At 73.3% G+C, this 22517-nt stretch carries 16 protein-coding genes; 10 read left to right on the top strand and 6 right to left on the bottom strand.

Features of this window, described 5'->3' with window-relative positions:
• Positions 1–33 precede the first annotated feature (33 nt).
• Positions 34–612, bottom strand: coding sequence for a DsbA family protein (locus AB0H57_RS21330; protein ID WP_357508976.1), 579 nt, complete (start codon positions 610–612; stop codon positions 34–36).
• Between the two features lie 232 nt (positions 613–844).
• Between AB0H57_RS21330 and AB0H57_RS21335 the strand changes: the two genes are divergently transcribed.
• The 4 genes from AB0H57_RS21335 (at position 845) to ugpC (ending at position 5262) form a co-directional block, all read left to right on the top strand.
• Positions 845–2134: an ABC transporter substrate-binding protein gene (locus AB0H57_RS21335; RefSeq protein ID WP_357508978.1), complete on the top strand. Its 1290-nt coding sequence runs from the start codon at positions 845–847 to the stop codon at positions 2132–2134.
• Positions 2135–2210: 76 nt separating this feature from the next.
• Positions 2211–3206: a sugar ABC transporter permease gene (locus AB0H57_RS21340; protein WP_357508980.1), complete on the top strand. Its 996-nt coding sequence runs from the start codon at positions 2211–2213 to the stop codon at positions 3204–3206.
• A gap of 1 nt (position 3207) precedes the next feature.
• Entirely contained in the window at positions 3208–4044 is an 837-nt protein-coding gene (locus tag AB0H57_RS21345) for a carbohydrate ABC transporter permease (RefSeq protein ID WP_357508982.1), read from the top strand.
• 9 nt (positions 4045–4053) lie between these two features.
• Positions 4054–5262, top strand: coding sequence for a sn-glycerol-3-phosphate ABC transporter ATP-binding protein UgpC (gene ugpC, locus AB0H57_RS21350; RefSeq protein ID WP_357508984.1), 1209 nt, complete (start codon positions 4054–4056; stop codon positions 5260–5262).
• A 240-nt stretch (positions 5263–5502) separates the two neighbouring features.
• On the opposite strand, the gene AB0H57_RS21355 is transcribed toward ugpC, so the two are convergent.
• Complete coding sequence (locus AB0H57_RS21355; RefSeq protein ID WP_357509058.1) at positions 5503–6561, bottom strand: winged helix DNA-binding domain-containing protein; 1059 nt, start codon at positions 6559–6561, stop codon at positions 5503–5505.
• A gap of 278 nt (positions 6562–6839) precedes the next feature.
• Positions 6840–7328, bottom strand: a complete 489-nt coding sequence (locus tag AB0H57_RS21360) for a GNAT family N-acetyltransferase (RefSeq protein WP_357508986.1) — start codon at positions 7326–7328, stop codon at positions 6840–6842.
• Positions 7329–7425: 97 nt separating this feature from the next.
• Between AB0H57_RS21360 and wrbA the strand changes: the two genes are divergently transcribed.
• Positions 7426–8046, top strand: a complete 621-nt coding sequence (gene wrbA / locus AB0H57_RS21365; protein WP_357508988.1) for an NAD(P)H:quinone oxidoreductase — start codon at positions 7426–7428, stop codon at positions 8044–8046.
• A gap of 72 nt (positions 8047–8118) precedes the next feature.
• On the opposite strand, the gene AB0H57_RS21370 is transcribed toward wrbA, so the two are convergent.
• Positions 8119–10101 carry an anthranilate synthase family protein gene (locus tag AB0H57_RS21370; RefSeq protein ID WP_357508990.1) on the bottom strand — a complete coding sequence of 661 codons (1983 nt, stop codon included), beginning with the start codon at positions 10099–10101 and terminating at the stop codon, positions 8119–8121.
• Between the two features lie 243 nt (positions 10102–10344).
• Here AB0H57_RS21370 and AB0H57_RS21375 point away from each other — a divergent pair, with 243 nt between their 5' ends.
• From AB0H57_RS21375 to AB0H57_RS21385, 3 genes are all read left to right on the top strand, one after another.
• On the top strand, positions 10345–11748 hold the full coding sequence (locus tag AB0H57_RS21375; RefSeq protein WP_357508992.1) for an FGGY family carbohydrate kinase: 1404 nt from the start codon (positions 10345–10347) through the stop codon (positions 11746–11748).
• A 96-nt stretch (positions 11749–11844) separates the two neighbouring features.
• Entirely contained in the window at positions 11845–14586 is a 2742-nt protein-coding gene (locus tag AB0H57_RS21380; protein WP_357508994.1) for a nitrate- and nitrite sensing domain-containing protein, read from the top strand.
• A gap of 5 nt (positions 14587–14591) precedes the next feature.
• A complete protein-coding gene (locus AB0H57_RS21385) occupies positions 14592–15005 on the top strand; it encodes a roadblock/LC7 domain-containing protein (RefSeq protein ID WP_357509060.1) in 414 nt (137 codons plus the stop codon).
• A 114-nt stretch (positions 15006–15119) separates the two neighbouring features.
• Here AB0H57_RS21385 and AB0H57_RS21390 read toward each other — a convergent pair whose 3' ends face one another.
• Positions 15120–16622, bottom strand: a complete 1503-nt coding sequence (locus AB0H57_RS21390) for a GH1 family beta-glucosidase (protein ID WP_357508996.1) — start codon at positions 16620–16622, stop codon at positions 15120–15122.
• Between the two features lie 882 nt (positions 16623–17504).
• Between AB0H57_RS21390 and AB0H57_RS21395 the strand changes: the two genes are divergently transcribed.
• Positions 17505–20411 carry a glycoside hydrolase family 48 protein gene (locus tag AB0H57_RS21395; RefSeq protein ID WP_357508998.1) on the top strand — a complete coding sequence of 969 codons (2907 nt, stop codon included), beginning with the start codon at positions 17505–17507 and terminating at the stop codon, positions 20409–20411.
• Positions 20412–20696: 285 nt separating this feature from the next.
• Here the strand turns inward: AB0H57_RS21395 and AB0H57_RS21400 are convergent, their stop codons facing one another.
• Positions 20697–21419 (bottom strand): DUF3159 domain-containing protein, encoded by a 723-nt coding sequence (locus AB0H57_RS21400; RefSeq protein WP_357509000.1) that lies wholly within the window; start codon positions 21417–21419, stop codon positions 20697–20699.
• A 203-nt stretch (positions 21420–21622) separates the two neighbouring features.
• On the opposite strand from AB0H57_RS21400, the gene AB0H57_RS21405 reads away from it, so the two are divergent.
• Complete coding sequence (locus AB0H57_RS21405) at positions 21623–22510, top strand: phosphatase PAP2 family protein (RefSeq protein ID WP_357509002.1); 888 nt, start codon at positions 21623–21625, stop codon at positions 22508–22510.
• Positions 22511–22517: the final 7 nt, after the last annotated feature.

Below are 22517 nucleotides of genomic sequence, written 5' to 3' on the forward strand. Positions count from 1 at the left end.
GACCGCGATCTGCCGCAAGCCGGGCCGGCCGGGTCAGCGCCGGCCGCGCTTGATCTCGTGGAAGGCGTCCAGGCGCAGCAGGGGCAGCAGCGAGTCCCAGATGGTCAACGCGTCATCGGTGCCGGGCACCTCGGTGATGATCGGCCCGTGCAGCCCCCGGTCGACGCCCGGGACGGTGAGCACCGGCGAGCCGATGTCCGGGCCGGCGGAGGCGTACGCCGTGGCGTGCGACTCGCGGACCTGCTCGTCCCAGCGCTCGTCGTCGAGGGCGGGCGCCGCCGACTCCAGCCCGGCCGCCTCGACGGCCGCCGCCACCAGCTTGTCCGACGGCGGGTTGCCCGCGTCGTGGGTGCGCGTGCCCAGCTCCGCGTAGAAGCGACCGACGTCGGAGTGCCGGCCCTCTGCGCGCAGCGCCTCGACCAGCCGCAGCGCCCGCCCGGACGCGGCCATCGCCTCGGCGAACTCCGGCGGTGTCTCGCCGCCGTTGAGGATGGTGAGGCTGAACGCCCGCCACTCGACGCTCAGGCCGCGCTCCCGCGCCACGGTCTCCAACCAGCGCGAGGTGCGCCAGGTCCACGGGCAGGCCGGGTCGAAGAAGAAGGTCACGTCCATCGGCCGAGCGTACGACCCCGCCGGCCGTCCCGCAGCGCGGTGACCTCGGTCACAGGCCGGCGCCGACGGGCACGCCACGGAGATCATGTTTCGTCAGTTCGCAGGTCGGGCAGTGTTAGCGCACGAAACGTCCAGGGATGCTCGACCACCGCACGGTCGGCGCCCCGGCGTTCCGCCGTGCGCCGGGGCACGGACGGCTCCCCCCGGCTCTCGCCGAAGGAAGGGGAGGGCGATGACGACGGACCCCGACGACCCGCGCCGCCGGCGCCGGCCACGGGCCCGCCTGGCCGCGGCCGCCGCCGCGTTGACCCTGGTCGCACCGCTGGCAGCCTGCGGTTCCGACGAATCCGGGGGTACGCCCACGCTGAACCTGTACTACCCGCCGGAGCAGAACCTGCAGAAGGTGGTCGACGACTGCAACGCGCAGGCCCAGGGGCGCTACCGGATCGCCTACCGGGTGCTGCCGCGGGAGGCCGACGACCAGCGGGTGCAGATGGTGCGCCGGCTGGCCGCGCAGGACAGCGGGATGGACCTGCTCGGGTTGGACGTCACCTGGACCCAGGAGTTCGCCAGCGCGAAGTGGATCCGGGAGTGGACCGGCCAGGACAAGGCCGACGTCGAGCAGGGCACCCTCGCCGGTCCGCTGGAGACCGCCCGGTACGAGGACAAGCTCTACGCCGCGCCGAAGAACACCAACGTCCAGCTGCTGTGGTACCGCAGCGACCTGGTGCCGGAGCCGCCGAAGACCTGGGACCAGATGATCGAGATGGCTCAGGAGCTGAAGGACCAGGGCAAGCCGTACCAGGTGCTCACCATGGGCGCGCAGTACGAGGGCCTGGTGGTGCTCTACAACAGCCTGGTGGCCAGCGCCGGCGGCAAGATCCTCAGCGACGACGGCAAGCGGGCGGTGATGGACTCCGGCGCCATCAAAGCGTTGGAACAGCTGCACCGGTTCGCCACGTCGGGCGTGACCTCCCCGTCGTTCAGCAACGCCGTCGAGGACCCCACCCGGCTGGAGTTCCAGTCCGGCAACGGCGCCTTCCAGGTCAACTGGCCCTTCGTCTACCCGGCCATGCAGGAGGCCGCGCCGGAGCTGGCGAAGGACGTCAAGTGGGCCCGCTACCCGGCGATCGACGAGAACACCCCGAGCAAGGTCACCATCGGCGGGGTGAACATGGCGGTCAGCGCGTACTCGAAGCACCCGGAGGAGTCCTTCGACGCCGCCAGGTGCATCCGCAACGAGAAGAACCAGAAGTTCTCCGCGATCAACGACGGCGTGCCGCCCACCATCGAGAAGATCTACGCCGATCCGGAGATGGAGGAGGCGTACCCGATGAAGGAGACCATCCTCGAGGAGCTCAAGGAGCCGGCGGTGCGCCCGCTGAACCCTGCCTACCAGAGCATCTCCACCGTCATGTCGGCGTACCTGTCGCCGCCGTCCGGCATCCGGGCGCAGCAGACCGCGGACGACCTGCGCAAGGCCGTCTCCGACGCCCTCGAGTCGAAGGGAGTCTTGCCGTGAGCGAGCGCAGCGAGCGAACCAGCGAGCTCAGCGCCATGGAGTCTCATGACGGCCCCGACCGAAGGGAGGGGACGGCATGAGCATCAACGCCACCCCCGCCGGCGCCGACGTCGCCGCCGACGCCGAGAGCTCGACCGGCCGGCACGCGGCGGTGCCCGCCCAGCGGGCCAACCGGCGGGGCAAGGCCCCGCTGAGTGAGAACAAGCGGGCCGAACGCAAGCTCGGCTGGCTGCTCTGCGCCCCGGCCGCGCTGGTGATGCTGGCGGTCACCGCGTACCCGATCATCTACTCGGTCTGGCTCTCCCTGCAGCGCTTCGACCTGCGCTTCCCCGACGAACGCGAGTTCATCGGGCTGGAGAACTACGTGACCGTGCTGACCAACGAGTTCTGGTGGACCGCGTTCGGCGTGACCATGCTGATCACGGTGGTCACGGTCGCGGTCGAGCTGGTGCTCGGCATGGGGCTCGCGCTGGTCATGCACCGTACGCTGGTCGGCCGGGGCATCGTCCGGACCGCGGCGCTGATCCCGTACGGGATCGTCACGGTCGTCGCGGCCTTCTCCTGGCGGTACGCCTGGACGCCGGGCACCGGCTACCTGGCGAACCTGCTCGACGGCAGCGCCCCGCTGACCGAGCGGGGCAGCGCGCTGGCGATCATCATGCTGGCCGAGATCTGGAAGACCACCCCGTTCATGGCGCTGCTGCTGATGGCCGGGCTGGCGCTGGTACCGGAGGACCTGCTCAAGGCGGCCTCCACCGACGGCGCCACCGCCTGGCAGCGGTTCACCAAGGTGATGCTGCCGGTGATGAAGCCGGCGATCCTGGTCGCGCTGCTGTTCCGCACGCTCGACGCGTTCCGGGTGTTCGACAACATCTTCGTGCTGACGGCCGGGGCCAACGACACGTCCTCGGTGTCGATGCTCGCCTACAACAACCTGATCCGGGGGTTGAACCTCGGCATCGGCTCCACCATGTCGGTGCTGATCTTCCTCACCGTGGCGATCATCGCGTTCGTCTTCGTGAAGCTGTTCGGTACCGCTGCCCCGGGCAGCGACGATGGGGAGAGGCGCTGACATGGCCACCGAAACCACCGCGCGGGCGCGGCTGCGCTGGGGTCTGCTGGACGTCATCGTCGTCGTCTTCGCGCTGATCCCGGTGCTCTGGATCGCCTCGCTGTCGTTCAAGACCCCGGGCACCCTCACCGACGGGAAGTTCATCCCGCGGGAGTGGACGCTGGACAACTACCGCACCATCTTCGACACCGACCAGTTCGTCCGGGCGCTGATCAACTCCATCGGCATCGCGCTCATCGCCACCGCGATCGCGGTGGTGCTCGGCGCGATGGCCGCGTACGCGATCTCCCGGCTGGACTTCCCGGGCAAGAAGCTGCTGGTCGGCGTCTCCCTGCTGATCGCGATGTTCCCCCAGGTGTCGCTGGTGTCGCCGCTGTTCGAGATCGAGCGGCAGCTCGGCATCTTCGACACCTGGCCGGGGCTGATCCTGCCGTACATCACCTTCGCCCTGCCGTTGGCGATCTACACGCTGTCGGCGTTCTTCAAGCAGATCCCGTGGGACCTGGAGAAGGCGGCGAAGATGGACGGCGCCACCCAGGCCCAGGCGTTCCGTCGGGTCATCGCCCCGCTGGCCGCGCCGGGGGTGTTCACCACGGCGATCCTGGTCTTCATCTTCTGCTGGAACGACTTCCTGTTCGCCATCACGCTCACCTCGACCGAGCGGGCCCGTACGGTCCCGGTGGCGCTGTCGTTCTTCACCGGCGAGTCGCAGTTCGAGGACCCCACCGGGGCGATCTGCGCCGCCGCCGTGGTGATCACGATTCCGATCATCCTGTTCGTGCTCTTCTTCCAGCGCCGCATCGTCTCCGGCCTGACCTCCGGCGCAGTCAAGGGATAGGTGGTAACAGTGGCTGACATCGTGCTGGACAAGGTGAGCAAGCGGTTCCCGGACGGCACCGTCGCGGTCTCCGACGTCGACCTGGAGATCGCCGACGGCGAGTTCGTCATCCTGGTCGGCCCGTCGGGCTGCGGGAAGTCGACCACCCTCAACATGATCGCCGGGTTGGAGGACATCAGCTCCGGCGAGCTGCGCATCGGCGGCCAGCGGGTCAACGACAAGGCGCCCCGGGACCGGGACATCGCCATGGTGTTCCAGTCGTACGCGCTCTACCCGAACATGACCGTGCGGGAGAACATGGCCTTCCCGCTGCGGCTGGCGAAGCTGGACAAGGAGACCATCGACGCCAAGGTGGAGGAGGCGGCCAAGGTCCTGGAGCTGACCTCGCTGCTGGACCGCAAGCCGGCCAACCTCTCCGGCGGCCAGCGCCAGCGGGTGGCGATGGGCCGGGCCATCGTGCGCCAGCCGAAGGCGTTCCTGATGGACGAGCCGCTGTCCAACCTGGACGCCAAGCTGCGGGTGCAGATGCGTACGGTGGTCTCCCGGCTGCAGAAGCAGTTGGGCACCACCACCGTGTACGTCACCCACGACCAGACCGAGGCGATGACCCTCGGCGACCGGGTGGTCATCATGCGCGGCGGCGCCGTGCAGCAGGTCGGCCCGCCGCAGGAGCTGTACGACCACCCCCGCAACCTCTTCGTGGCCGGGTTCATCGGTTCCCCGTCGATGAACTTCCTGCACGCCGCCGTGGAGGAGGGGCACCTGCGCACGGCGCTGGGCGACGTGCCGATCGGTGAGCGGATCAAGCGCCAGCTCTCCGGCGGCGACGCGCCGCGGGAGTTGATCCTCGGCATCCGGCCCGAGCACTTCGAGGACGCCGAGCTGGTCGACGAGGACACCCGCCGCCGGGGCATGGAGTTCGAGGCGCCGGTCGACATCGTCGAGTCGATGGGCTCCGACAAGTACGTGTACCTCACCGTCGAGGGGGAGCGGGCCACCGCGGCCGAGCTGGAGGAACTGGCCGCCGACTCCGGTGCCGCCGACTTCACCGGTGCCGGCGCCAACCTGGTGACCCGGCTCTCCGCCGAGTCGCCGGTACGCGAGGGGGAGAACCGGCGGGTCTGGTTCAACCTGGAGAAGATCCACCTGTTCGACCCGTCCACCGGCCGCAACCTGACCCTGCACGAGGGGCGGGCGGCCGGCGCCCTGGGCGACTGAACCGGCTGCGACGTCTGCGGGGTGCGGGCGGCGGACCGGCGACCGCCCGCACCGGCAACCGGCGGTCGGTCGGCGGTCGGTCGGCGTGTCGGACGGGCCGGGCGACGCCTCCCGCGAGCGTGATACCTCAGAGTCATAGAAATACCTCTGAGGTATCACGCTCGCACCGGTGTTGTGCCGCTGGAGCTCATGACGGTCGCATCGGGTGAAGGGTGGTGGCGGCGCGGGAGGCTCGGCGGGTCAGGCCGCCCAGGTGACCGTCGCCGGCAGCCCGAGGAAACGGCCGTAGCCGGCCAGCGCCGACTCGACCGCGGCCCGGTCGACCGGCGCCAGCGGGCGCACCGCGATGCTCACCCGGGTCTTGCCGACGGTCCGCTTCCAGGTGCCGACCACCCGGCCGCCGCGCACGACGGTGGACTGGAAGACGCCGTTGTTGCCGGGGATCACCGCCGGCTGGTGCGCCGGGTCGAGCATCAACTCGCGGTCCTTGTAACCCAGCAGGTACTCGTCGAAGCCGGGCAGGGTGCGCACCTCGTCGAGGGCGTCGAGCGGCGCGTCGAGCAGCGCGGCGTCCAGCACCGACTCCACCCCGTCGACCGACACGGTGGCCAGCGCGTCACCGGCCACCGCGATGCCGCGGCGGGCGTCGGCGGCGGTCAGCCGGGTCCAGCCGGCGAAATCCCGCCAGGTGGTCGGGCCGTGGCTGCGGAAGTAACGCAGCGCCAGGATGCCCAGCGCCTCGTCGCGCTCCGGGCGGCGCGGCTCGCCCGCCCACTCGTCGAGCAGCGCGAAGGTCTGCTCCTTGCCGACGTGCGGGGCGATGCAGGTGACCCCGCGCTGGCTCGCGTACCACAGCAGGTGGTAGCCGCGTTGCCCGCTGACGTCGATGCCGGCGGCGGTGAGCGCGGCCAGGCACTGGGCGCGGGTGAGCCGGCCGCCGCCGGCCAGCGCCGTGCCGAGCACGTCGGCCGCCCTGTCCGCCACCGCCTCGGTGAGGCCGCGCGCGGCCCAGCTGCGCACGGTGCCGCCGAGCACGCGTACGCCGGTCAGGTCCAGCATCCAGCGGGCGTCCCGGCTCGGGACGAGGTGGACGGTGCCCCGCATCGGCCAGGTGCGCAGCGCCTCCCGGCGCTCCAGCGCGGCCCGCACGTCGGCCTCGGTCTGCTCGGGCAGCCGGACGCCCAGCGACCACAGGCCGCTCGCCGGGTCCTGCGCCTGCATGGCCCCGAACCACTCGACGACTCCGGCCACGCTGTCCGGATGGCCGCGCGGGTGCTCCCGCAGCAGCAGGCTCGTCATCCGCAGGGCCAGCGCCTGCGCCCCGGTAAGTCGTGCCCCGGTGAGTTGCACCGCCCTGACCGCCTTTCCCTGAGGTTCGCGATCAGGTTAGGGCCGGGATGTGACAGGAAGCGGCCCTGATCGCGCTTCGCCCGCCGCGCTGCGGCCGAAGCGCGATCCCCCGTTCAGGTGCGGTGCCACGCCATCGATTCGCCGCGCCCGATGCCTCAGGATCCCGGGCGGGCCCGCCGAGGGGCACCGCTGCGGGGCGGAACTTGCGGAAAACTTGAGCCGGCCGGTCACAGCCGCCGGTGCATCACCAACAGGTCCACGTATCCCTCGCGTGGGTGCCGGAAGCCCTCCGGCACCCGGCCGACCACCGCGAAGCCCAGCGACCGCCACAGCCCGACCGCCCGGGTGTTGGTGGCCACCACCGCGTTGAACTGCATGTCCCGGTAGCCAAGGGCGCGGGCCAGGTCCAGCACGTGCTCGGCGAGGGCGCGGCCCACGCCACGGCCGGCGGCGGCGGGCGCCACCAGGAAGCTGGCGTTGGCCACGTGCGCGCCGGGGCCGAGCTGGTTGGGGGTGAGCTTCGCGGTGCCCAGCACGGTGCCGTCGTCGTCGACGGCGACCAGGACCCGGGCCGGGGGCGGCGCCAGCCACCTGCCGCGGGCCTGGTCCTCGGTGACGTCCCGGGGCCAGGTGTACGTCTCGCCGTCGGCCATGATCCGGTGCAGGAACGGCCAGATGGCGGGCCAGTCGTCGTCGGTGGCCGGCCTGATCTCCATCGGTCGATCATGGCACGCCCGCCCGGACCCCTGGAGTTTGTCGCCGCAACTAACGGGTAGTCGCCGGAGCTGACCCGAAATGAGGAGGGGACATCTGATGGACGGCCAGACCAAGGTCGCGGTGATCTACTACAGCGCGACCGGCATCACCTACCAGATGGCGCGGGCGGCCAGCGAGGCCGCGGAGAAGGCCGGCGCGGAGGTCCGCCTGCGCAAGGTACGTGAGCTGGCGCCCGACGAGGCGATCCGCTCCAACGCGGGCTGGCAGGCGCACCGCCTGGAGACCCAGGACGTGATGGAGGCCGAACCGGACGACCTGTCCTGGGCCGACGTGGTGATCATGGGCTCACCCACCCGGTACGGCATGGTGGCCGCCCAGCTCAAGCAGTTCATCGACACCACCGGCCCGCTCTGGGCCCGGGGCGCGCTGGCCAACAAGGTGTACAGCGGTTTCACCTCGACGGCCACCGCGCACGGCGGGCAGGAGGCGACGCTGCTGTCGCTGTACACGGTCTTCTACCACTGGGGCGGCATCGTGGTGACCCCCGGTTACACCGATCCCAGCCAGTTCGCCTCCGGCAACCCGTACGGCGCGTCGCACACCAGCAACAACGGCGAGGTGCCGCCGGACCAGCTGGCGCTCGGCGCGACCGCGCTGACCGCGCAGCGGGCCGTGGAGATCGGCACCGCGCTCAAGCGGGGCCTGACCGCGGGCTGACCCGGCCGGACACCGGGGACCGGTGGCCGGGCGGGGGCTCTCGGCCCGCCCGGACCACCGGTCGGGTACGCCCTACCCGTGAACCGGGGAAGTGTGCGTCCCGCCGGCACGGACCGGCTGTGCCGTCCCGCCGGTACGGATCGGCTGTGCCGTCCCGCCGGTACGGATCGGCTGTGCCAGCAGGTGGCCGAGCAGGTCGGCGAGGACCGCCATCCCGTCCTGGCTGAGCACCGACTCCGGATGGAACTGCACCCCGGCGAAGCCTGGACCACGGACCGCGTGCACCGCCCCGTCGGCGGCGTCCCGGCTCAGCTCCACCGGACCGTACGGGGTGGCCAGCCGGTCCGCGCCGGCCAACGCGGTGAAGGTCGAGTAGAAGCCGACCAGCCGGGGCGTGCCGAAGAGCCGCACCTCGCGCTGCTCCCCCTGGTACGGGGCGTCCCGCCGGTGCAGCCGCAGCCCGAGCAGCCCGGCGAGCAGTTGGTGGCCGAGGCAGACCGCCAGGGTGGGCTGGCCGTCGGCGAGCAGCGTGGTCAGCGCCGCGCGCAGGGCGGCCATCTTCGGCTCGTCCTCCCGCCGCGGGTCGCCCGGTCCCGGGCCGACCACCACCAGGTCGTGCCCGTCGAGGCGGCCCGGTCGCTGCCAGGGGCGCACCTCGACGGTGAGGCCCAGGGCGCGTAGCTGGTGTGCCAGCATGCCGGTGAAGGTGTCCTCGCCGTCGAGCACCAGCGCCCGGCGGCCGGCGAGGCCGGGCAGCGGTGGCGCGTCGGCGCGGCGCTGGTCCAGCCAGAACCGGGCCAGCGGCGTGTTGCGCTCGGCCAGCGCGGCGCGTACCTCCGGGTCGTGGGTGTGTGACGGCGGCCCGGCGTCCCCGGGCCCGGCGGTCGGGGCGTCCGGCCCGAGGCCCAGGGCGGCCAGCACCCCGGCGGCCTTGGCGTGCGTCTCCGCCACCTCACCGGCGGCCGTGGAGTGCCGCACCAGGGTGGCCCCGACTGGGACCCGTAGCTCGCCGGTGGGGGAGATTTCCGCGGTGCGGATCAGGATCGGCGCGTCGAGGGTCTGCCGGCCCTGCTCGTCGCGGCCCAGCAGTGCCAGCACGCCGGCGTAGTAGCGCCGCCCGGCCGGCTCGTGCCGGACGATCACCCGGCAGGCGTTCTCCATCGGGGATCCGGTGACCGTGGGGGCGAACATGGTCTCCCGCAGCACCTCCCGCACGTCCCGGGAGGCGCGCCCGGCGAGCAGGTACTCGGTGTGCGTCAGGTGGGCCATCTCCTTCAGGTCCGGCCCGACCACCTGGCCGCCGTGCTCGGCGACGGTGGCCATCATCTTCAGCTCCTCGTCGAGCACCATGTACAGCTCCTCCACCTCCTTCGGGTCGCGCAGGAAGCGCAGCAGCGCCGCGCGGTCCGGCGGCCCGGCGTGCCGCAGGGTGCCGCTGATCGGGTTCATCATGACCAGGCCGTCCGCGACGCTGACATGCCGCTCGGGGCTGGCCCCGACCAGGATCCGGGTGCCGGTCCAGACCAGGAACGTCCAATACGCGCCGCGCTCGCGGCACAGCAGGTGGCGCAGCGCGGCCAGGGCCGCCGACAGGGGTGGCCCGGCCACGGTGGCCCGCAGCGTGCGGTGCACGACGAAGTTCGCCCCCTCGCCCCGCCCGATCTCCTCGGTGAGCACCCGGCGGACCGTCTCGGCGTACTCCTCGTCGGGGACGTCGAACGCGGCGCCGGTGGTGACCACCGGGGCCTGCGGCAGGGCCGCGAGCGCGTCGGCCAGCGCGACCCGGCGGTGCTCGTCGATCTCCAGGCACTCCAGCGGCGTGCCGTCGTCGACGTGGGCGAAGCCGCGCTCGGCGAGCTGCCGGTAGGGCACCAGGGCCAGGGTGCGCGGGCCGGCCCCGCCCGCGGGCAGCGGGATGTCGGCCAGCCGCGGCACGGCCCGTACCGTGCCGGTGAACAGGTCGAGGTGGTCGGCGTCGGCGCGGCGCACGAGCGCGAACGGGCCCGGATCGAGGCCCTCGCGGGCGGCGGCGAGCGGGTCGGGCGGTCGGATCATCGGTCTCTCCTCGGTGGCCGGGAGCCGCCGGCGGGGCGGGACCGGGAACCGGAGAGGTCGGCGGCCGCCTCGACGGGCGGCCGCGTGACTGGAGCTACGCGCGGGGATGGGCCGCCGGATCGGCGGGCCACCAGCAGGACATGCGCGCGAGCATGAGGTCACTGTACGCGGCCCGGGCCTGGCGCGGTGCCCCGACGCGGATCTTGGCTTTGCCGGCCGCTTTCGCGGGTACGGTGACCCGCGATGAACATTCTGGCTCTGGATCTGGGCACCTCGTCGGTGCGAGGGCTGGTGCTGGACGCGCGGGCCACCCCGCTGCCCGGCGCGCTGGCCCGGCGCAAGGTGCGCATCGGCCTGGGCGAGCCCGGCGCGGGCACCCTGGACGGCCCCCGGTACCTCGCCTGCCTGGTCGAGTGCCTGGACGAGCTGGCCGCCGCCGGCCACCTCGCCGGGGTGGAGCTGGTCGCGGTCTCCGCCCAGTGGCACTCGGTGGTGCCCCTCGACGACCGGGGTGAGCCGCTGGGCCCGGTGCTCACCTGGCTCGACACCCGGCCCGAACCGCCCGTCGGCGCCATCGGGCCGGCCGATCGGGAGGCCTTCCACCAGCGCACCGGCGGGTGGTGGCACCGCTGCTACTGGACCGCCCGGCTGCCCTGGTTGCGGGCGCGGGTCGACGGCCGGACGGCCCGCTTCGTCGGGCTGGCCGAGTACGTGCTGGGTGCGCTGCTCGACGAGGCGCCGATGTCGATCTCCCAGGCCTCGGGCACCGGGCTGCTCGACCTGCGGGAGCTGACCTGGGATCCGGAGGCGTGCGAGCTGGCCGGCGTCGGCGCGGCCGAGCTGCCCGTGCTGGCGCCGGCGGACTGGCACGGCCGGCTGCGCGCCACGCACGCCCGCCGCTGGCCGGACCTGGCCCGCGCCCGGTGGGCCGCGCCGGTCGGTGACGGCGCCGCCTCCAACGTCGGCTCCGGCTGCGTGGACCCGGGCCGGGCCGCGGTCACCGTCGGCACCTCCGCCGCCGTACGCGTCATCCAGTGGGCGCCGGCCGGCGGGCCGCTGCCGCATCTGCCCGACCAGCTGTGGCGGTACCGGGTCGACCACGAGCACGTGGTGACCGGGGCCGCGTACTCCTGCGGCGGCAACCTGTTCGCCTGGGCCAACCGGGAGCTGCGGCTGCCCGAGGGGGCCGCGCTGGAGGCCGCGCTGGCCGCGCTGCCGCCGGCCGGCGGGGTGCCGGCCGATCCCCGGTTCGGCGGCGACCGGCCGCCGGGGCGCGCCCCGGCCGGTTCCGGGCAGCTGCGCGGGCTCAGCTTCGGCACCACCTCGGTCGAGCTGCTGGCCGGGATGATGACCGGGCTGTGCCGGCTGGTGGCCGAGGACCTCACGCTGCTGGAGTCGGCCGCCGGGCACCGGGTCGAGGTGGTGCTCGGCGGGGGTGCGATGACCGCGTCCCGGTGGTGGCGACAGGCGTTCGCCGCGGTGCTCGCGCCGCGCCTGGTCCGCCACCAGCCCGACCCGGAGATCGGCGCGATCGGTGCCGCGCTGGTGGCGCTGGGCGGCATCGCGGAGGCCGGACCGCTCGCCACCGTCGGCCGGACGGACCCGACGGCCCCACCGAGCGGCCACCCACGGCAGTACCCTTCCTGAGTCTTTCCTCAGGCCAGGCCGTTGACACAGCTCTCCGGCCTGATTGGATGGACTCCGCATCGGCGAGGTGGCCGGCGTGGGACCGAGGAGGCACGAGTGGGCGCAGGTCCCGACCCGTCGCGCGGCGCGGCGTCCACTGCGCGCAGCCGCTTCGACGTCCGGGTGGTCCCGCACCGGCGGCGTTCCGCGCTGCGGCTGCCCGACTGGCGGATCGGCACCAAGCTCGCCACGGTGCTGGTCGTGCCCACGGTGGCCTTCCTGGTGGTGTCCGGGGTGCTCACTCGCGGCCTGGTGGTGCAGACCACCGAGCTCAGCGGCTTCGCCCGGCAGGTGGGCATCGGCCGGGAGATCACCGCCGCGATGAACCAGGTCCAGCAGGAACGCGACCGCGCCGCGGGTGAGCTGGGCGAGCTGCACGGGGCCGGCGCCGGGGGCGACCGGGACGCCGCGATCGCCGCGCTGAAGCCGGTGCAGGCCGCCACCGACGCCGCGATGCGGGAGCTGCGCCGGGCGGCCGAGCCGCTGGCCGACTCCGACGCGGCGTGGCGGGTGGCCTACTCCGAGGTACAGGCCGCGTACGACCAGATGGTCTACCTCCGGGCGGCCATTCCGCCGGCGGTGCTGAGCAGCGAGACGATCCTGGGCAACTACCACCGCACCGTCGACGCGCTGCTGATGCTGCTGGCCGAGCCGTCGCCGGGTGCCGACCGGCAGGCGCTCAGCGACGCCGTGCTGCGCTACGTCCAGCTCGCCCGGCTCAAGGAGCTCTCCTCCCGGGTCCACGCGCAGCTCTACGCGGCCGCCCGCGCCGGCCGGTACGCCCCGAACGACGAGGCGACCCTGACCGGCCTGCGGGCCCAGCAGCTCACCGCGCTCGGGGCGTTCCGGGTGGTCGCGACCGCTGCCCAGGCCCGCGACTACGACCGGCTCGCCGCCGACCCGGCGTTCGTCGCCGCCGTCGAGCTGGAGGAGAAGAGCCTGCCGGTCGGCACCGCGCCGCCGGCGGTGCTGCCCGCGGCGCAGTGGTGGGCGGCCGGTGAGCAGCGGCAGGAGCTGCTGCGGCAGTTGGAGCGCACGGTCCTCGACGACGCGGTGCGCCAGGCCGAGCAGACCGCGGCCGGGCAGCTGCGGACCACCCTGCTGGCGGCCGGCGCGGTGGTCGGCGTGCTGCTGATCGCGGTGCTGATCTCGCTGCTGGTCGGCCGGTCCGTCGCCCGGTCCCTGCGGCAGCTGCGCGACCAGGCGATGCGCATCGCCCAACTGGAGCTGCCGGACGCGCTGACCCGGCTGCGCACCGTGCAGGGCGGCGAACCCGAGATCGCGGTGCCGCCGCCGGTGGTCCGCTCGCAGGACGAGATCGGCGAGCTGGCCGAGGCGTTCGTCGCCGTGCACCGCAGCGCCGTCGAGGTCGCCGTGGAGCAGGCGACGATGCGGCGCACCGTCAACGCGATGTTCGTCAACCTGGCCCGGCGCAGCCAGGTGCTGGTGGAGCGGCAGCTGGAGCTGCTGGACGAGCTGGAACGGGAGGAGAACGACCCGGACCAGCTGGAGAACCTGTTCAAGCTGGACCACCTGGCCGCCCGGATGCGGCGCAACGACGAGAGCCTGCTGGTGCTCGCCGGCACCGACTCGACCCGCCGGTGGAACCGGCCGGTCGGCTTCGGGGCGCTGCTGCTGGCCGCCAGCGCGGAGATCGAGCAGTACCAGCGGGTCCGGCCCGAGCAGGTGGCCGACCTGTACGTCGTCGGGCACGCCGTGGGCGAGCTGGTGCACCTGCTGGCCGAGCTGCTGGAGAACGCGACCGCCTTCTCCCGGCCGGACACCCTGGTGCGGGTGACCGTGCGACCGGAGGGCGGGGACGCGCTGGTCGAGATCGCCGACGAGGGGCTGGGCATGAGCCCGACCGCGTTGGAGCAGGCGAACGGCGTACTGGCCAGCCCGCCGGCGGCGGACGTCGCCGCGTCCGAGCGGATGGGTCTGTTCGTGGTCAGCCACCTCGCCGCGCGGCTGGGCCTGCGGGTCCGGCTCGACGGCGGCCGGCACGGCCTGGTGGCTCTGATCCGGGTGCCGGGCGACCTGCTCGCGCCGGGTCCGTCGCCGAAGCGGGAACCGGTGACCTCGCCGCGGCGGCTGGGTCGGGGCCACTCGGCGGTCCCGGCGGAGCTGCCGGTGGCCGGCCGCCGGCCGCAGTCGGTGATCGCGGCCCACCCGGTGTCGGCGCGGTCCGGGGGTGCGCCGGCACCGGCCGTGCCCGCCCCCGCCGGCTCGCTCGTGCCCGCCCCCGCCGCACCGGCTGTACCCGCCCCCGCCGCGCCGGTCGTGCCGGCAACCGCAGCCCCGGTCGTTCCCGCCGCCGCCGCGCCGGTCGTGCCGGCCCCCGCCGGCGTGGTCCTTGCCGGTCGGGCCGCCCCGGCTGTCCCGGCTCCGGCCGTGCCGGTGGCCGGGCCGCCGGTCCCGGGCGGCGGGCCGCGTGGCCCGGCAGGGCGTACCCCCGGCCCGGCCGGTGGAGCGCCCGGCCCGGCCGACGGTGGCTGGTTCACCCGGCAGGGGCCGGTGCCGCCGGTGCCGGGCGGCGTGCCGTCTGCGCCGCCGGAGACGCCGGTGACCGGGGGCACCAGTTCCCGAGGACTTCCGGTGCGGGTGCCGATGGCCCAGCTGTCGGCGGTGAACCGGACGCGGCGGCCGGCCGACCCGTCGTCCCGCCACGAACCGGATCCGGACGCGGTGGGCGGCATGCTGTCCCGGCTGTACAGCGGGGTGCGGCGGGCCGAGGCCGAGGAGACCAGGGAGATCGTCATGCGGCCCGGTGGCGGGCCCGGTGAAGGAGGATGGCAGTGACGACGTTGAGCCAGGAGGCGCGGGATCTCAGCTGGCTGGTGACCGCGTTCGCCGAGCGGGTGCCGGGGGTGGCGCACGCGGTGGTGGTCTCCTCCGACGGCCTGCTGGTGGCGATCTCGGCCCACCTGCCGCGCGACCACGCGGACAAGTTGTCGGCGGTGACGTCCGGGTTGATGAGCATCACCGCGGGCGCGGCGCAGATGTTCGACGGGGACGTCGTCAAGCAGACCGTGGTGGAGATGGGCCGGGGCTACTTCCTGGTCATGCAGATCCGCGACGGTTCGATCCTGGCCACGCTGGCCGGTGCCGAGGCGGACATCGGCGTGGTCGGGTACGAGATGGCCCGGCTCGCCAAGCAGGCCGGCGAGATGCTCACCCCGGCGCTGCGGGCCGAGTTGCAGCAGGCGCTGCCCCGCTGACCGGGGCGCCGTGGGCGGTGGCGCGCTCGGCGGGCGCGGTCGGCGGCACCGCGGCGAGGTGTCAAGCAGGGGCCCCTGCTATGCGAAATGCGTTAACAAGGGGCCCCTGCTCACCTACAGGCCGTTGGTGCTGATCACCTGGCGGTACCAGTGGGCGCTGCGCTTGAGGATGCGTCGCTGGGTCGGGTAGTCGACGTAGACCAGGCCCCAGCGCTCGTCGTACCCCTCGGCCCACTCGAAGTTGTCCAGCAGCGACCAGACGTGGTAGCTCTCCAGCGGCACGCCCGCGGCGATGGCCCGGTGCGCCGCGGCGAAGTGCTCGCGCAGGAAGTCGATCCGCCCGGCGTCGTCGACGGTGCCGTCGGCGGCCAGCGTGTCGGGGCAGGGCAGCCCGTTCTCGGTCACGGTCAGCGGCAGCGGGCCGTAGTCGCGGGTCACCCGGGTCAGGATGTCGTACATGCCCTCCGGGTAGATCTGCTGCCAGTCGGCCTTCGAGGTGGGCCAGCGCCGGACGGTGCCGCCGTCGGCGGTGACGTAGATCGGGGTGTAGTACTGCACCGCGAGCAGGTCGACCGGGCTGGCGATGGCGGCCAGGTCGCCGTCGCGGATGCCGCGCGCCATCCGGCTGTCCGGGCCGAGGTCGGCCAGCACGTCCTCCGGGTACGCCCCGCTGAAGATCGGGTCCAGGTAGAGGCGGTTCTCGTAGCCGTCGTAGAGCCGGGTGGCCGCCGCGGTCTCGGCGCGGTCGTCGGCGGGGTAGCAGGGGTGCAGGTTGAGGGCCGGGCCGATCCGCCCGGGCTGGCCGGTGGCGCGCAGCGCGCGGACGGCGAGGCCGTGGGCGAGCTGGAGGTGGTGGGCCACCAGGTACGCGGCGTCCGGGTCCTGCCGGCCGGGCGCGTGGTGCCCCGACAGGTAGCCGTTCTGCACCACGGTCTTCGGCTCGTTGACGGTCAGCCAGGCCGGCACCTGGTCGCCGAGGCCGCGGAAGACGGCGTCGGCGTACTCGGCGAAGCGGTACGCGGTGTCCCGGTTCTCCCAGCCGCCGGCGTCCTGCAGCGCCTGGGGGAGGTCCCAGTGGAAGAGGGTGGCCATCGGGGCGATGCCCCGTTCGTGCAGCCCGTCGACGAGCCGGCGGTAGAAGTCCAGGCCCCGCTGGTTGGGCCGGCCGGTGCCGTCGGCCTGGATGCGGGGCCAGGACACGGAGAACCGGTAGCTGCGCAGGCCGAGGTCGCGCATCAGGTCGAGGTCCTCCGGCCAGCGCCGGTAGTGGTCGGCCGCCACGTCGCCGGTGTCGCCGTTGCGGGTACGCCCCGGCGTGCGGCTGAAGGTGTCCCAGACCGATTCGCCGCGGCCGTCCTCCTTGGCGGCGCCCTCGATCTGGTAGGCCGAGGTGGCCGCGCCCCAGCCGAAGCCGGCCGGGAAGCGCAGGCCGGCGGGGGCTGCTGCGGTGGCGGCGGCTGGCGGGGTGTCGCCGCCCTCCTCGGCGTCGGCCGGGCCGGCGTCCGGCTGCGTCTCCTCGGGCATGGCGGCCGGGACCCGGGTCGGGCCGGGGGCGCCGGAGGCGTCGACGGTGAGCACGGCGCGACGCGGCAGGTGCCGACGAATGGGTATCGACATGGACGGTCTCCTCGTGATGGGGCGCGCCGGACGGCCGGGAGCGCTCCCATAATAGGGCAGGCGCAGCCCGCCGCGCCGCTGCGGGTCGAGCGCGGCCGTGGGCCGGCGCCCGGTGTCGTTCGGGCGCGGGAGATTGGGTGGGATCACGGGGCGTGGCGGCGAGTTGCGGGCGGCCACGGGCCCCGACAGCGAGCGAGGCCGTCCGGGTGGCGCGTCACGCCTGTCCCGTCGGCCTCTTTTCCCGTCGAGAACGGGGGTTTAGTGTGGGGACGGGGGAGGGCAACCCCCGTCCCCACTGCGATGCACACACGCACGAGTGGATTGGGTCTCCGGTCGTGCATGTCGCGCGGGAGCCGGGCCACGCGAGTGGCTCTGGTTCCACCTCCCTCCGTGCTGGTGGGTGATGGCTGACGGCGGCGTCCGGGCTGGCCCGTCGTCAGCCCCGTGGGCTGGTACGCCGGAACGCGGGGTGCGTCCGGTCGGTCGTTCGGTGAATCTCCGTCGATGGAAGCGCTCCCATCGGCGATGCTTGCGACTGTAACGCCCGTCACGGCTTTGTGAAAGCCCCAAAATGAGATCGAAACATCGGGGTGCATGAGTGGCCCTGGTAGTTGCTGTGGGAGCGCTTCCATGGCACACTGTCGATTCACCGCAGCGGAGCCAGCTCGCGCGACGCGGACCGCCGAGGGCAGCCGGACATCCGGCGCGGCGGGCCCCAGCGGGACGGACCGGCCGGCGTCCCCGGCCACCCGTCCCCGACCCGGCCGTCGGCCGGTCGACCCCACCTTCCCGGGCGCTTCCGTCCCCCCGCGTGCTCCGTCCCGCGTGGAGGCGCCCCGCCGGGGCCCACGTCCCGGCCCGGTCCGAGGAGACACCGCGCACATGAGACTCTGGGCACGACGTCGCCGTACGGCGATGCTCGCCGCTATCGTGCTGGCCATCGGCGGGGTCACCCTGCCGGCCGGCGCCGCGCAGGCCGCCCCGGCCTGCGACGTGACCTATGTGACCAGCGACTGGAGCAACGGCTTCACCGCCACCGTCACCATCAAGAACCTGGGCGACGCGCTCAACAACTGGTCGCTGAAGTTCGCCTTCCCGACCACCAGCCAGAAGGTCACCAACGGGTGGTCGGCGAGGTGGAGCCAGACCGGCACCGAGGTGACCGCGGCCAATGAGTCGTGGAACGGCAGCCTGCCCACCGGCGCCTCCACCACCATCGGGTTCAACGGCACCTTCAGCGGCAGCAACCCGAAGCCCACCGCGTTCAGCCTCAACGGGGTCGCCTGCAACGGGACGCCGACCAACCAACCCCCGACGGTCTCCCTCGGGGTGCCGGCCGGGCCGTTCACCGCGCCGGCGGACGTGCCGCTGACCGCCACCGCCAGCGACCCGGACGGGACCGTCAGCAAGGTCGAGTTCTACCGCAACGGCATGCTGGTCAACACCGACACCACCGCGCCGTACGCCTACACCCTGCAGGCCCTGCCGGCCGGCAGCTACACCGTCCAGGCCAAGGCGTACGACAACGCCGGTGCCAGTGCCGTGGCGGAGCGGTCGTTCACGGTCAACCCGGCCACCGGCCCGCGGCTGGTCGCCGCCCCCTCGGCGGTGAGCGTCAACGAGGGCGGCACCTCCACGGTCCGGTTCACCCTCAGCGCGGCGCCGTCCGGCAACGTCCCGGTGACCCTCGCCGTCACCGGGGACAGCGACATCACCGCGTCCCCGGCCACGTTCACCCTGACCCCGACCAACTGGAGCACCGGGGTCGCGGTGACCGTCGCCGCCGCCGAGGACGCCGACACGGTCGGCGGCACCGCGACGATCACCGCATCGGCGACCGGTGTCTCGCCCGCGACGGTCACCGTCACAGAGATCGACAACGACACCCCGGGCGGGGACAACGCCTACATCAAGAAGTTCCTCGACCAGTACGGAAAGATCAAGAACTCGGGCTACTTCAGCCCGGAGGGCGTGCCGTACCACTCGGTCGAGACGCTGATCGTCGAGGCGCCCGACCACGGCCACGAGACCACCTCGGAGGCGTTCAGCTTCTGGCTCTGGCTGGAGGCCCAGTACGGCCGGGTCACCCAGAACTGGACCCCGTTCAACAACGCCTGGACGGTGATGGAGAAGTACATCATCCCGTCGCACGCCGACCAGCCCACCGCGGGCGCGCCCGGCACCCCGCAGTACGCCGCCGAGCACAACCTGCCCAGCCAGTACCCGTCGGCGCTGGAGCCCAACGTCCCGGTCGGCCAGGACCCGCTGCGCACGGAGCTGCAGTCCACCTACAACACCGGCGACATCTACGGCATGCACTGGCTGCTCGACGTCGACAACACCTACGGCTACGGCCGCTGCGGCGACGGCACCACCCGGCCGGCGTACATCAACACCTTCCAGCGGGGCACCCAGGAATCGGTGTGGGAGACCGTGCCGCAGCCGTCCTGCGACACCTTCAAGCACGGCGGCCAGTACGGCTACCTCGACCTGTTCGTCAAGGAGTCGAACGCGCCGGCCAAGCAGTGGAAGTACACCAACGCCCCGGACGCCGACGCCCGCGCGGTGCAGGCCGCGTACTGGGCGCTGACCTGGGCCAAGGCGCAGGGCAAGGCGGCCGACGTGGCGGCCACCGTGGCCAAGGCCGCCAAGATGGGTGACTACCTGCGCTACGCCCTGTTCGACAAGTACTTCAAGAAGATCGGCAACTGCGTCGGCGCGTCCAGCTGCCCGGCCGCCAGCGGCCGCGACTCGGCGCACTACCTGCTCTCCTGGTACTACGCCTGGGGTGGGGCGTACGACACGTCGCAGAACTGGTCGTGGCGCATCGGTTCCAGCCACAGCCACTTCGGCTACCAGAACCCGTTCGCGGCCTGGGCGATGACCAACATCTCCGAGCTGAAGCCGAAGTCGCCGACCGCGGTCAGCGACTGGCAGAAGAGCATGGACCGGCAGCTGGAGTTCTACACCTGGCTCCAGTCCGCCGAGGGCGGCATCGCCGGCGGCGCCACCAACAGCTGGGACGGCAACTACGGCACCCCGCCGGCCGGCACCGCCACCTTCTACGGCATGTTCTACGACGTCGACCCGGTCTACAACGACCCGCCGTCCAACCAGTGGTTCGGCATGCAGGCCTGGTCGATGCAGCGGATCGCCGAGCTGTACCTGGAGACCGGCAACGCGAAGGCCAAGGCGCTGCTGGACAAGTGGGTGCCCTGGGCCATCGCGAACACCACGACGGGCGCGAACTGGTCGATCCCGTCGGACATGAAGTGGACCGGGCAGCCGGCCAACTGGAACCCGACCAACCCGCAGCCGAACACCAACCTGCACGTCGAGGTTACGGTGAAGGGCCAGGACGTCGGCGTCGCCGCGGCCTACGCCCGGACCCTGATCGCGTACGCGGCGAAGTCCGGCAACACCGCGGCGAAGAACACCGCCAAGGGGCTGCTGGACGCGCTCTCGGCCGCGGCCGACAGCAAGGGCGTCTCCATGCCGGAGAAGCGCGGCGACTACAAGCGCTTCGACGACGTGTACAACGCCGCCGACGGCCAGGGCCTCTACGTGCCGCCGGGCTGGACCGGGAAAATGCCCAACGGTGACACCATCGCCGCCGGCAAGAGCTTCCTGGACATCCGCTCGTTCTACAAGAACGACCCGGAGTGGCCCAAGGTGCAGGCGTACCTCAACGGCGGCGCCGAGCCGGTCTTCAACTACCACCGGTTCTGGGCCCAGGCGGACGTCGCCATGGCGTACGCCGACTACGGCAACCTGTTCCCGAACGGCTGACCACCACAGCGCCGGGTGGGTGGTTCAGCCCCACCCACCCGGTCTGCCGACCGGTCCCGGGGGAACGAGGGGACTGGCCGGCGCGGCCTGACATCCCACGGTCAGGCCAGGGGTGGGCCGGCCGACCGGCCATCGTGCCGAGTCGGTCGGTCCACTCCGTTGCCCGGACACGAACTTGCCGCGAAAAAGCCCTAAAGAATCCCGGCCACCCGGGACCACACGCCGGTCGTGGACGGAGTAACGTACATCACCGGAGAGGCCGCTCCCCCCGTGGCGGCCTCTCCCTTATTCTCCGTCCCGGCTGGACGGCCCCGCCGCCTCACCCGCGCCGGGCCCCGCCGTCGCGGCCGGCACCGGGTGACGCAGCCCCGGGTGACCGGCCGGCAGCGACCGCCGGATCACCCACCAGCTGACCCCCAGCGCCGCCGCCACCAGCGGCCAGGTCAACGCCACCCGGACCACCACCAGCCCCAGCACCTGCCCGGCCAGCCACAGCGGCACGAAGACCGCCAGACGCAGCAGATACGTCGCCGCCCAGATCCAGCTGCCGCGCGCGTACGCCCGCAGCAGCGCCGGGTCCCGCCGCCACCGGCCGCGCTGCCCCAACGCCGCGCCCACCACCACGCCCAGCAGCGGCCAGCGCAGCGCGATGCTGACCAGCCACGCCAGCGCGCTGGCCGCGTTGGAGACCAACTGAATCAGGAAGAAGTCGCTCGCCCGACCGGTACGCAACGCGATCAGCGCGGCCACGCAGACGGCCAGCAGCCCGATCAGCACGGCCCGGGGCCGGTCGCCGCGGCGCAGCCGCCAGCCGGCCAGGCCGCCGGCGGTCAGCACCGCGGCCGTCACCCCGCCCCACAGCCCGGCAGCCAGCCAGCCGACCGCGAACGCCACCGGCGGCAACGTGGCGTCGGCCGCGCCGCGCCGCCCGCCCAGCAGGTCGGCCAGGGACTCCGGCGGACCCGGCTCGGTCGGCGCCGGCCGCCCGTCCGGTGCTGCTCCCCTCACCGCCACCTCCGCCGCGAACCGGTCGTCGAGGCGACCGTACCTCCCGCGGTCTCCGGCGCCCGGCAGGACGTCGCGCCGGGGGTTCGGCGGCGACCATGGCGCCCTCGCCCGGGGCGGCCCCACGGCCGCGACCAGCCCGTCCGGCACGCCGCCGACGCACCCGGCCGCCTGCCGCTGCGGGCAGGGCCGCGCACCGCTACCGTGTGCGGGTGCGAGCGACGGCAAGAGGGTGGACCGCGGTCTGGTTGGTCGTGTTCGGTCTGGCGCAGGCGGCCGCCGGCGTGGTCGTCTGGCAGCTCGCCCTGCACACCCGCACCGGCCAGTGGCTGGACACGGTGGCGCTGGCCGGCAACCGGATCGGGCAGGACCGCATCGACGGTCCGGTCGACCAGCTCCTCAACGCCATGTCGCTCTTCTCGCTGCTGGTGGCCACCGGGGTGATCGGCTTCATCGCGCTGGCCCGGCGGCGCAAGGCGCTCGCCGTGGCGGCCACCCTGCTGATCGCCGGCGCGAACGTCACCGTGCAACTGCTCAAGCACTTCCTGGCCCGGCCCGACTTCGGCATCGATCCGGAACGGGCGGCGGCGGGCAACAGCCTGCCCAGCGGTCACAGCGCCGTCGCCGCGTCGGTCGCGCTGGCGCTGATCCTGGTGCTGCCGCCCAAGGTGCGCGCGCTGGGCGCGTGGATCGGCGCAGGGTACGCCGCGGCGGCCGGCGTGGCGACCCTGTCGGCCGGCTGGCACCGGCCCAGCGACGCGATCACCGCGTTCCTGGTGACCGGGGTGTGGGCGGCCGCGGCCGGCTTCTTCCTGCTGCTGTTCCAGCGGCGGGAGGCGCTGGTCGACCCGGCCGACGCGCACCGGGTCGCCGCCGTGCTCCTGCTGCTCGGTGGCCTGATCGCGGTGACCGCCTCCGGGCTGGCCCTGTCCTGGCTGATCGACCTGCCGTGGGCGCCCGTGGACGACCTCAGCAGCCGGGAACTCTTCGTCGGATACGCGGGCAGCGCCGCCGGCATCGCCGGGACGATGGGTCTGGTGGCCGCGCTGGTGCTGGCCGTGGTGCACCGGGTGGTGCCCAGCCACAAGGGCTGACACCGCC

The organism is Micromonospora sp. NPDC050686 (assembly GCF_040654475.1).
Classification (GTDB): domain Bacteria; phylum Actinomycetota; class Actinomycetes; order Mycobacteriales; family Micromonosporaceae; genus Micromonospora.

What these genes read in the sequence shown, in the direction of transcription:
- AB0H57_RS21370 (WP_357508990.1), bottom strand. Translation starts at nt 10,101, where the DNA reads ATGATCCGACCGCCCGACCCGCTCGCCGCCGCCCGCGAGGGCCTCGAT.
- AB0H57_RS21360 (WP_357508986.1), bottom strand. Translation starts at nt 7,328, where the DNA reads ATGGAGATCAGGCCGGCCACCGACGACGACTGGCCCGCCATCTGGCCG.
- AB0H57_RS21340 (WP_357508980.1), top strand. Translation starts at nt 2,211, where the DNA reads ATGAGCATCAACGCCACCCCCGCCGGCGCCGACGTCGCCGCCGACGCC.
- AB0H57_RS21390 (WP_357508996.1), bottom strand. Translation starts at nt 16,622, where the DNA reads ATGTCGATACCCATTCGTCGGCACCTGCCGCGTCGCGCCGTGCTCACC.
- AB0H57_RS21375 (WP_357508992.1), top strand. Translation starts at nt 10,345, where the DNA reads ATGAACATTCTGGCTCTGGATCTGGGCACCTCGTCGGTGCGAGGGCTG.
- AB0H57_RS21355 (WP_357509058.1), bottom strand. Translation starts at nt 6,561, where the DNA reads ATGACGAGCCTGCTGCTGCGGGAGCACCCGCGCGGCCATCCGGACAGC.
- AB0H57_RS21330 (WP_357508976.1), bottom strand. Translation starts at nt 612, where the DNA reads ATGGACGTGACCTTCTTCTTCGACCCGGCCTGCCCGTGGACCTGGCGC.
- AB0H57_RS21335 (WP_357508978.1), top strand. Translation starts at nt 845, where the DNA reads ATGACGACGGACCCCGACGACCCGCGCCGCCGGCGCCGGCCACGGGCC.
- wrbA (WP_357508988.1), top strand. Translation starts at nt 7,426, where the DNA reads ATGGACGGCCAGACCAAGGTCGCGGTGATCTACTACAGCGCGACCGGC.
- AB0H57_RS21345 (WP_357508982.1), top strand. Translation starts at nt 3,208, where the DNA reads ATGGCCACCGAAACCACCGCGCGGGCGCGGCTGCGCTGGGGTCTGCTG.
- AB0H57_RS21395 (WP_357508998.1), top strand. Translation starts at nt 17,505, where the DNA reads ATGAGACTCTGGGCACGACGTCGCCGTACGGCGATGCTCGCCGCTATC.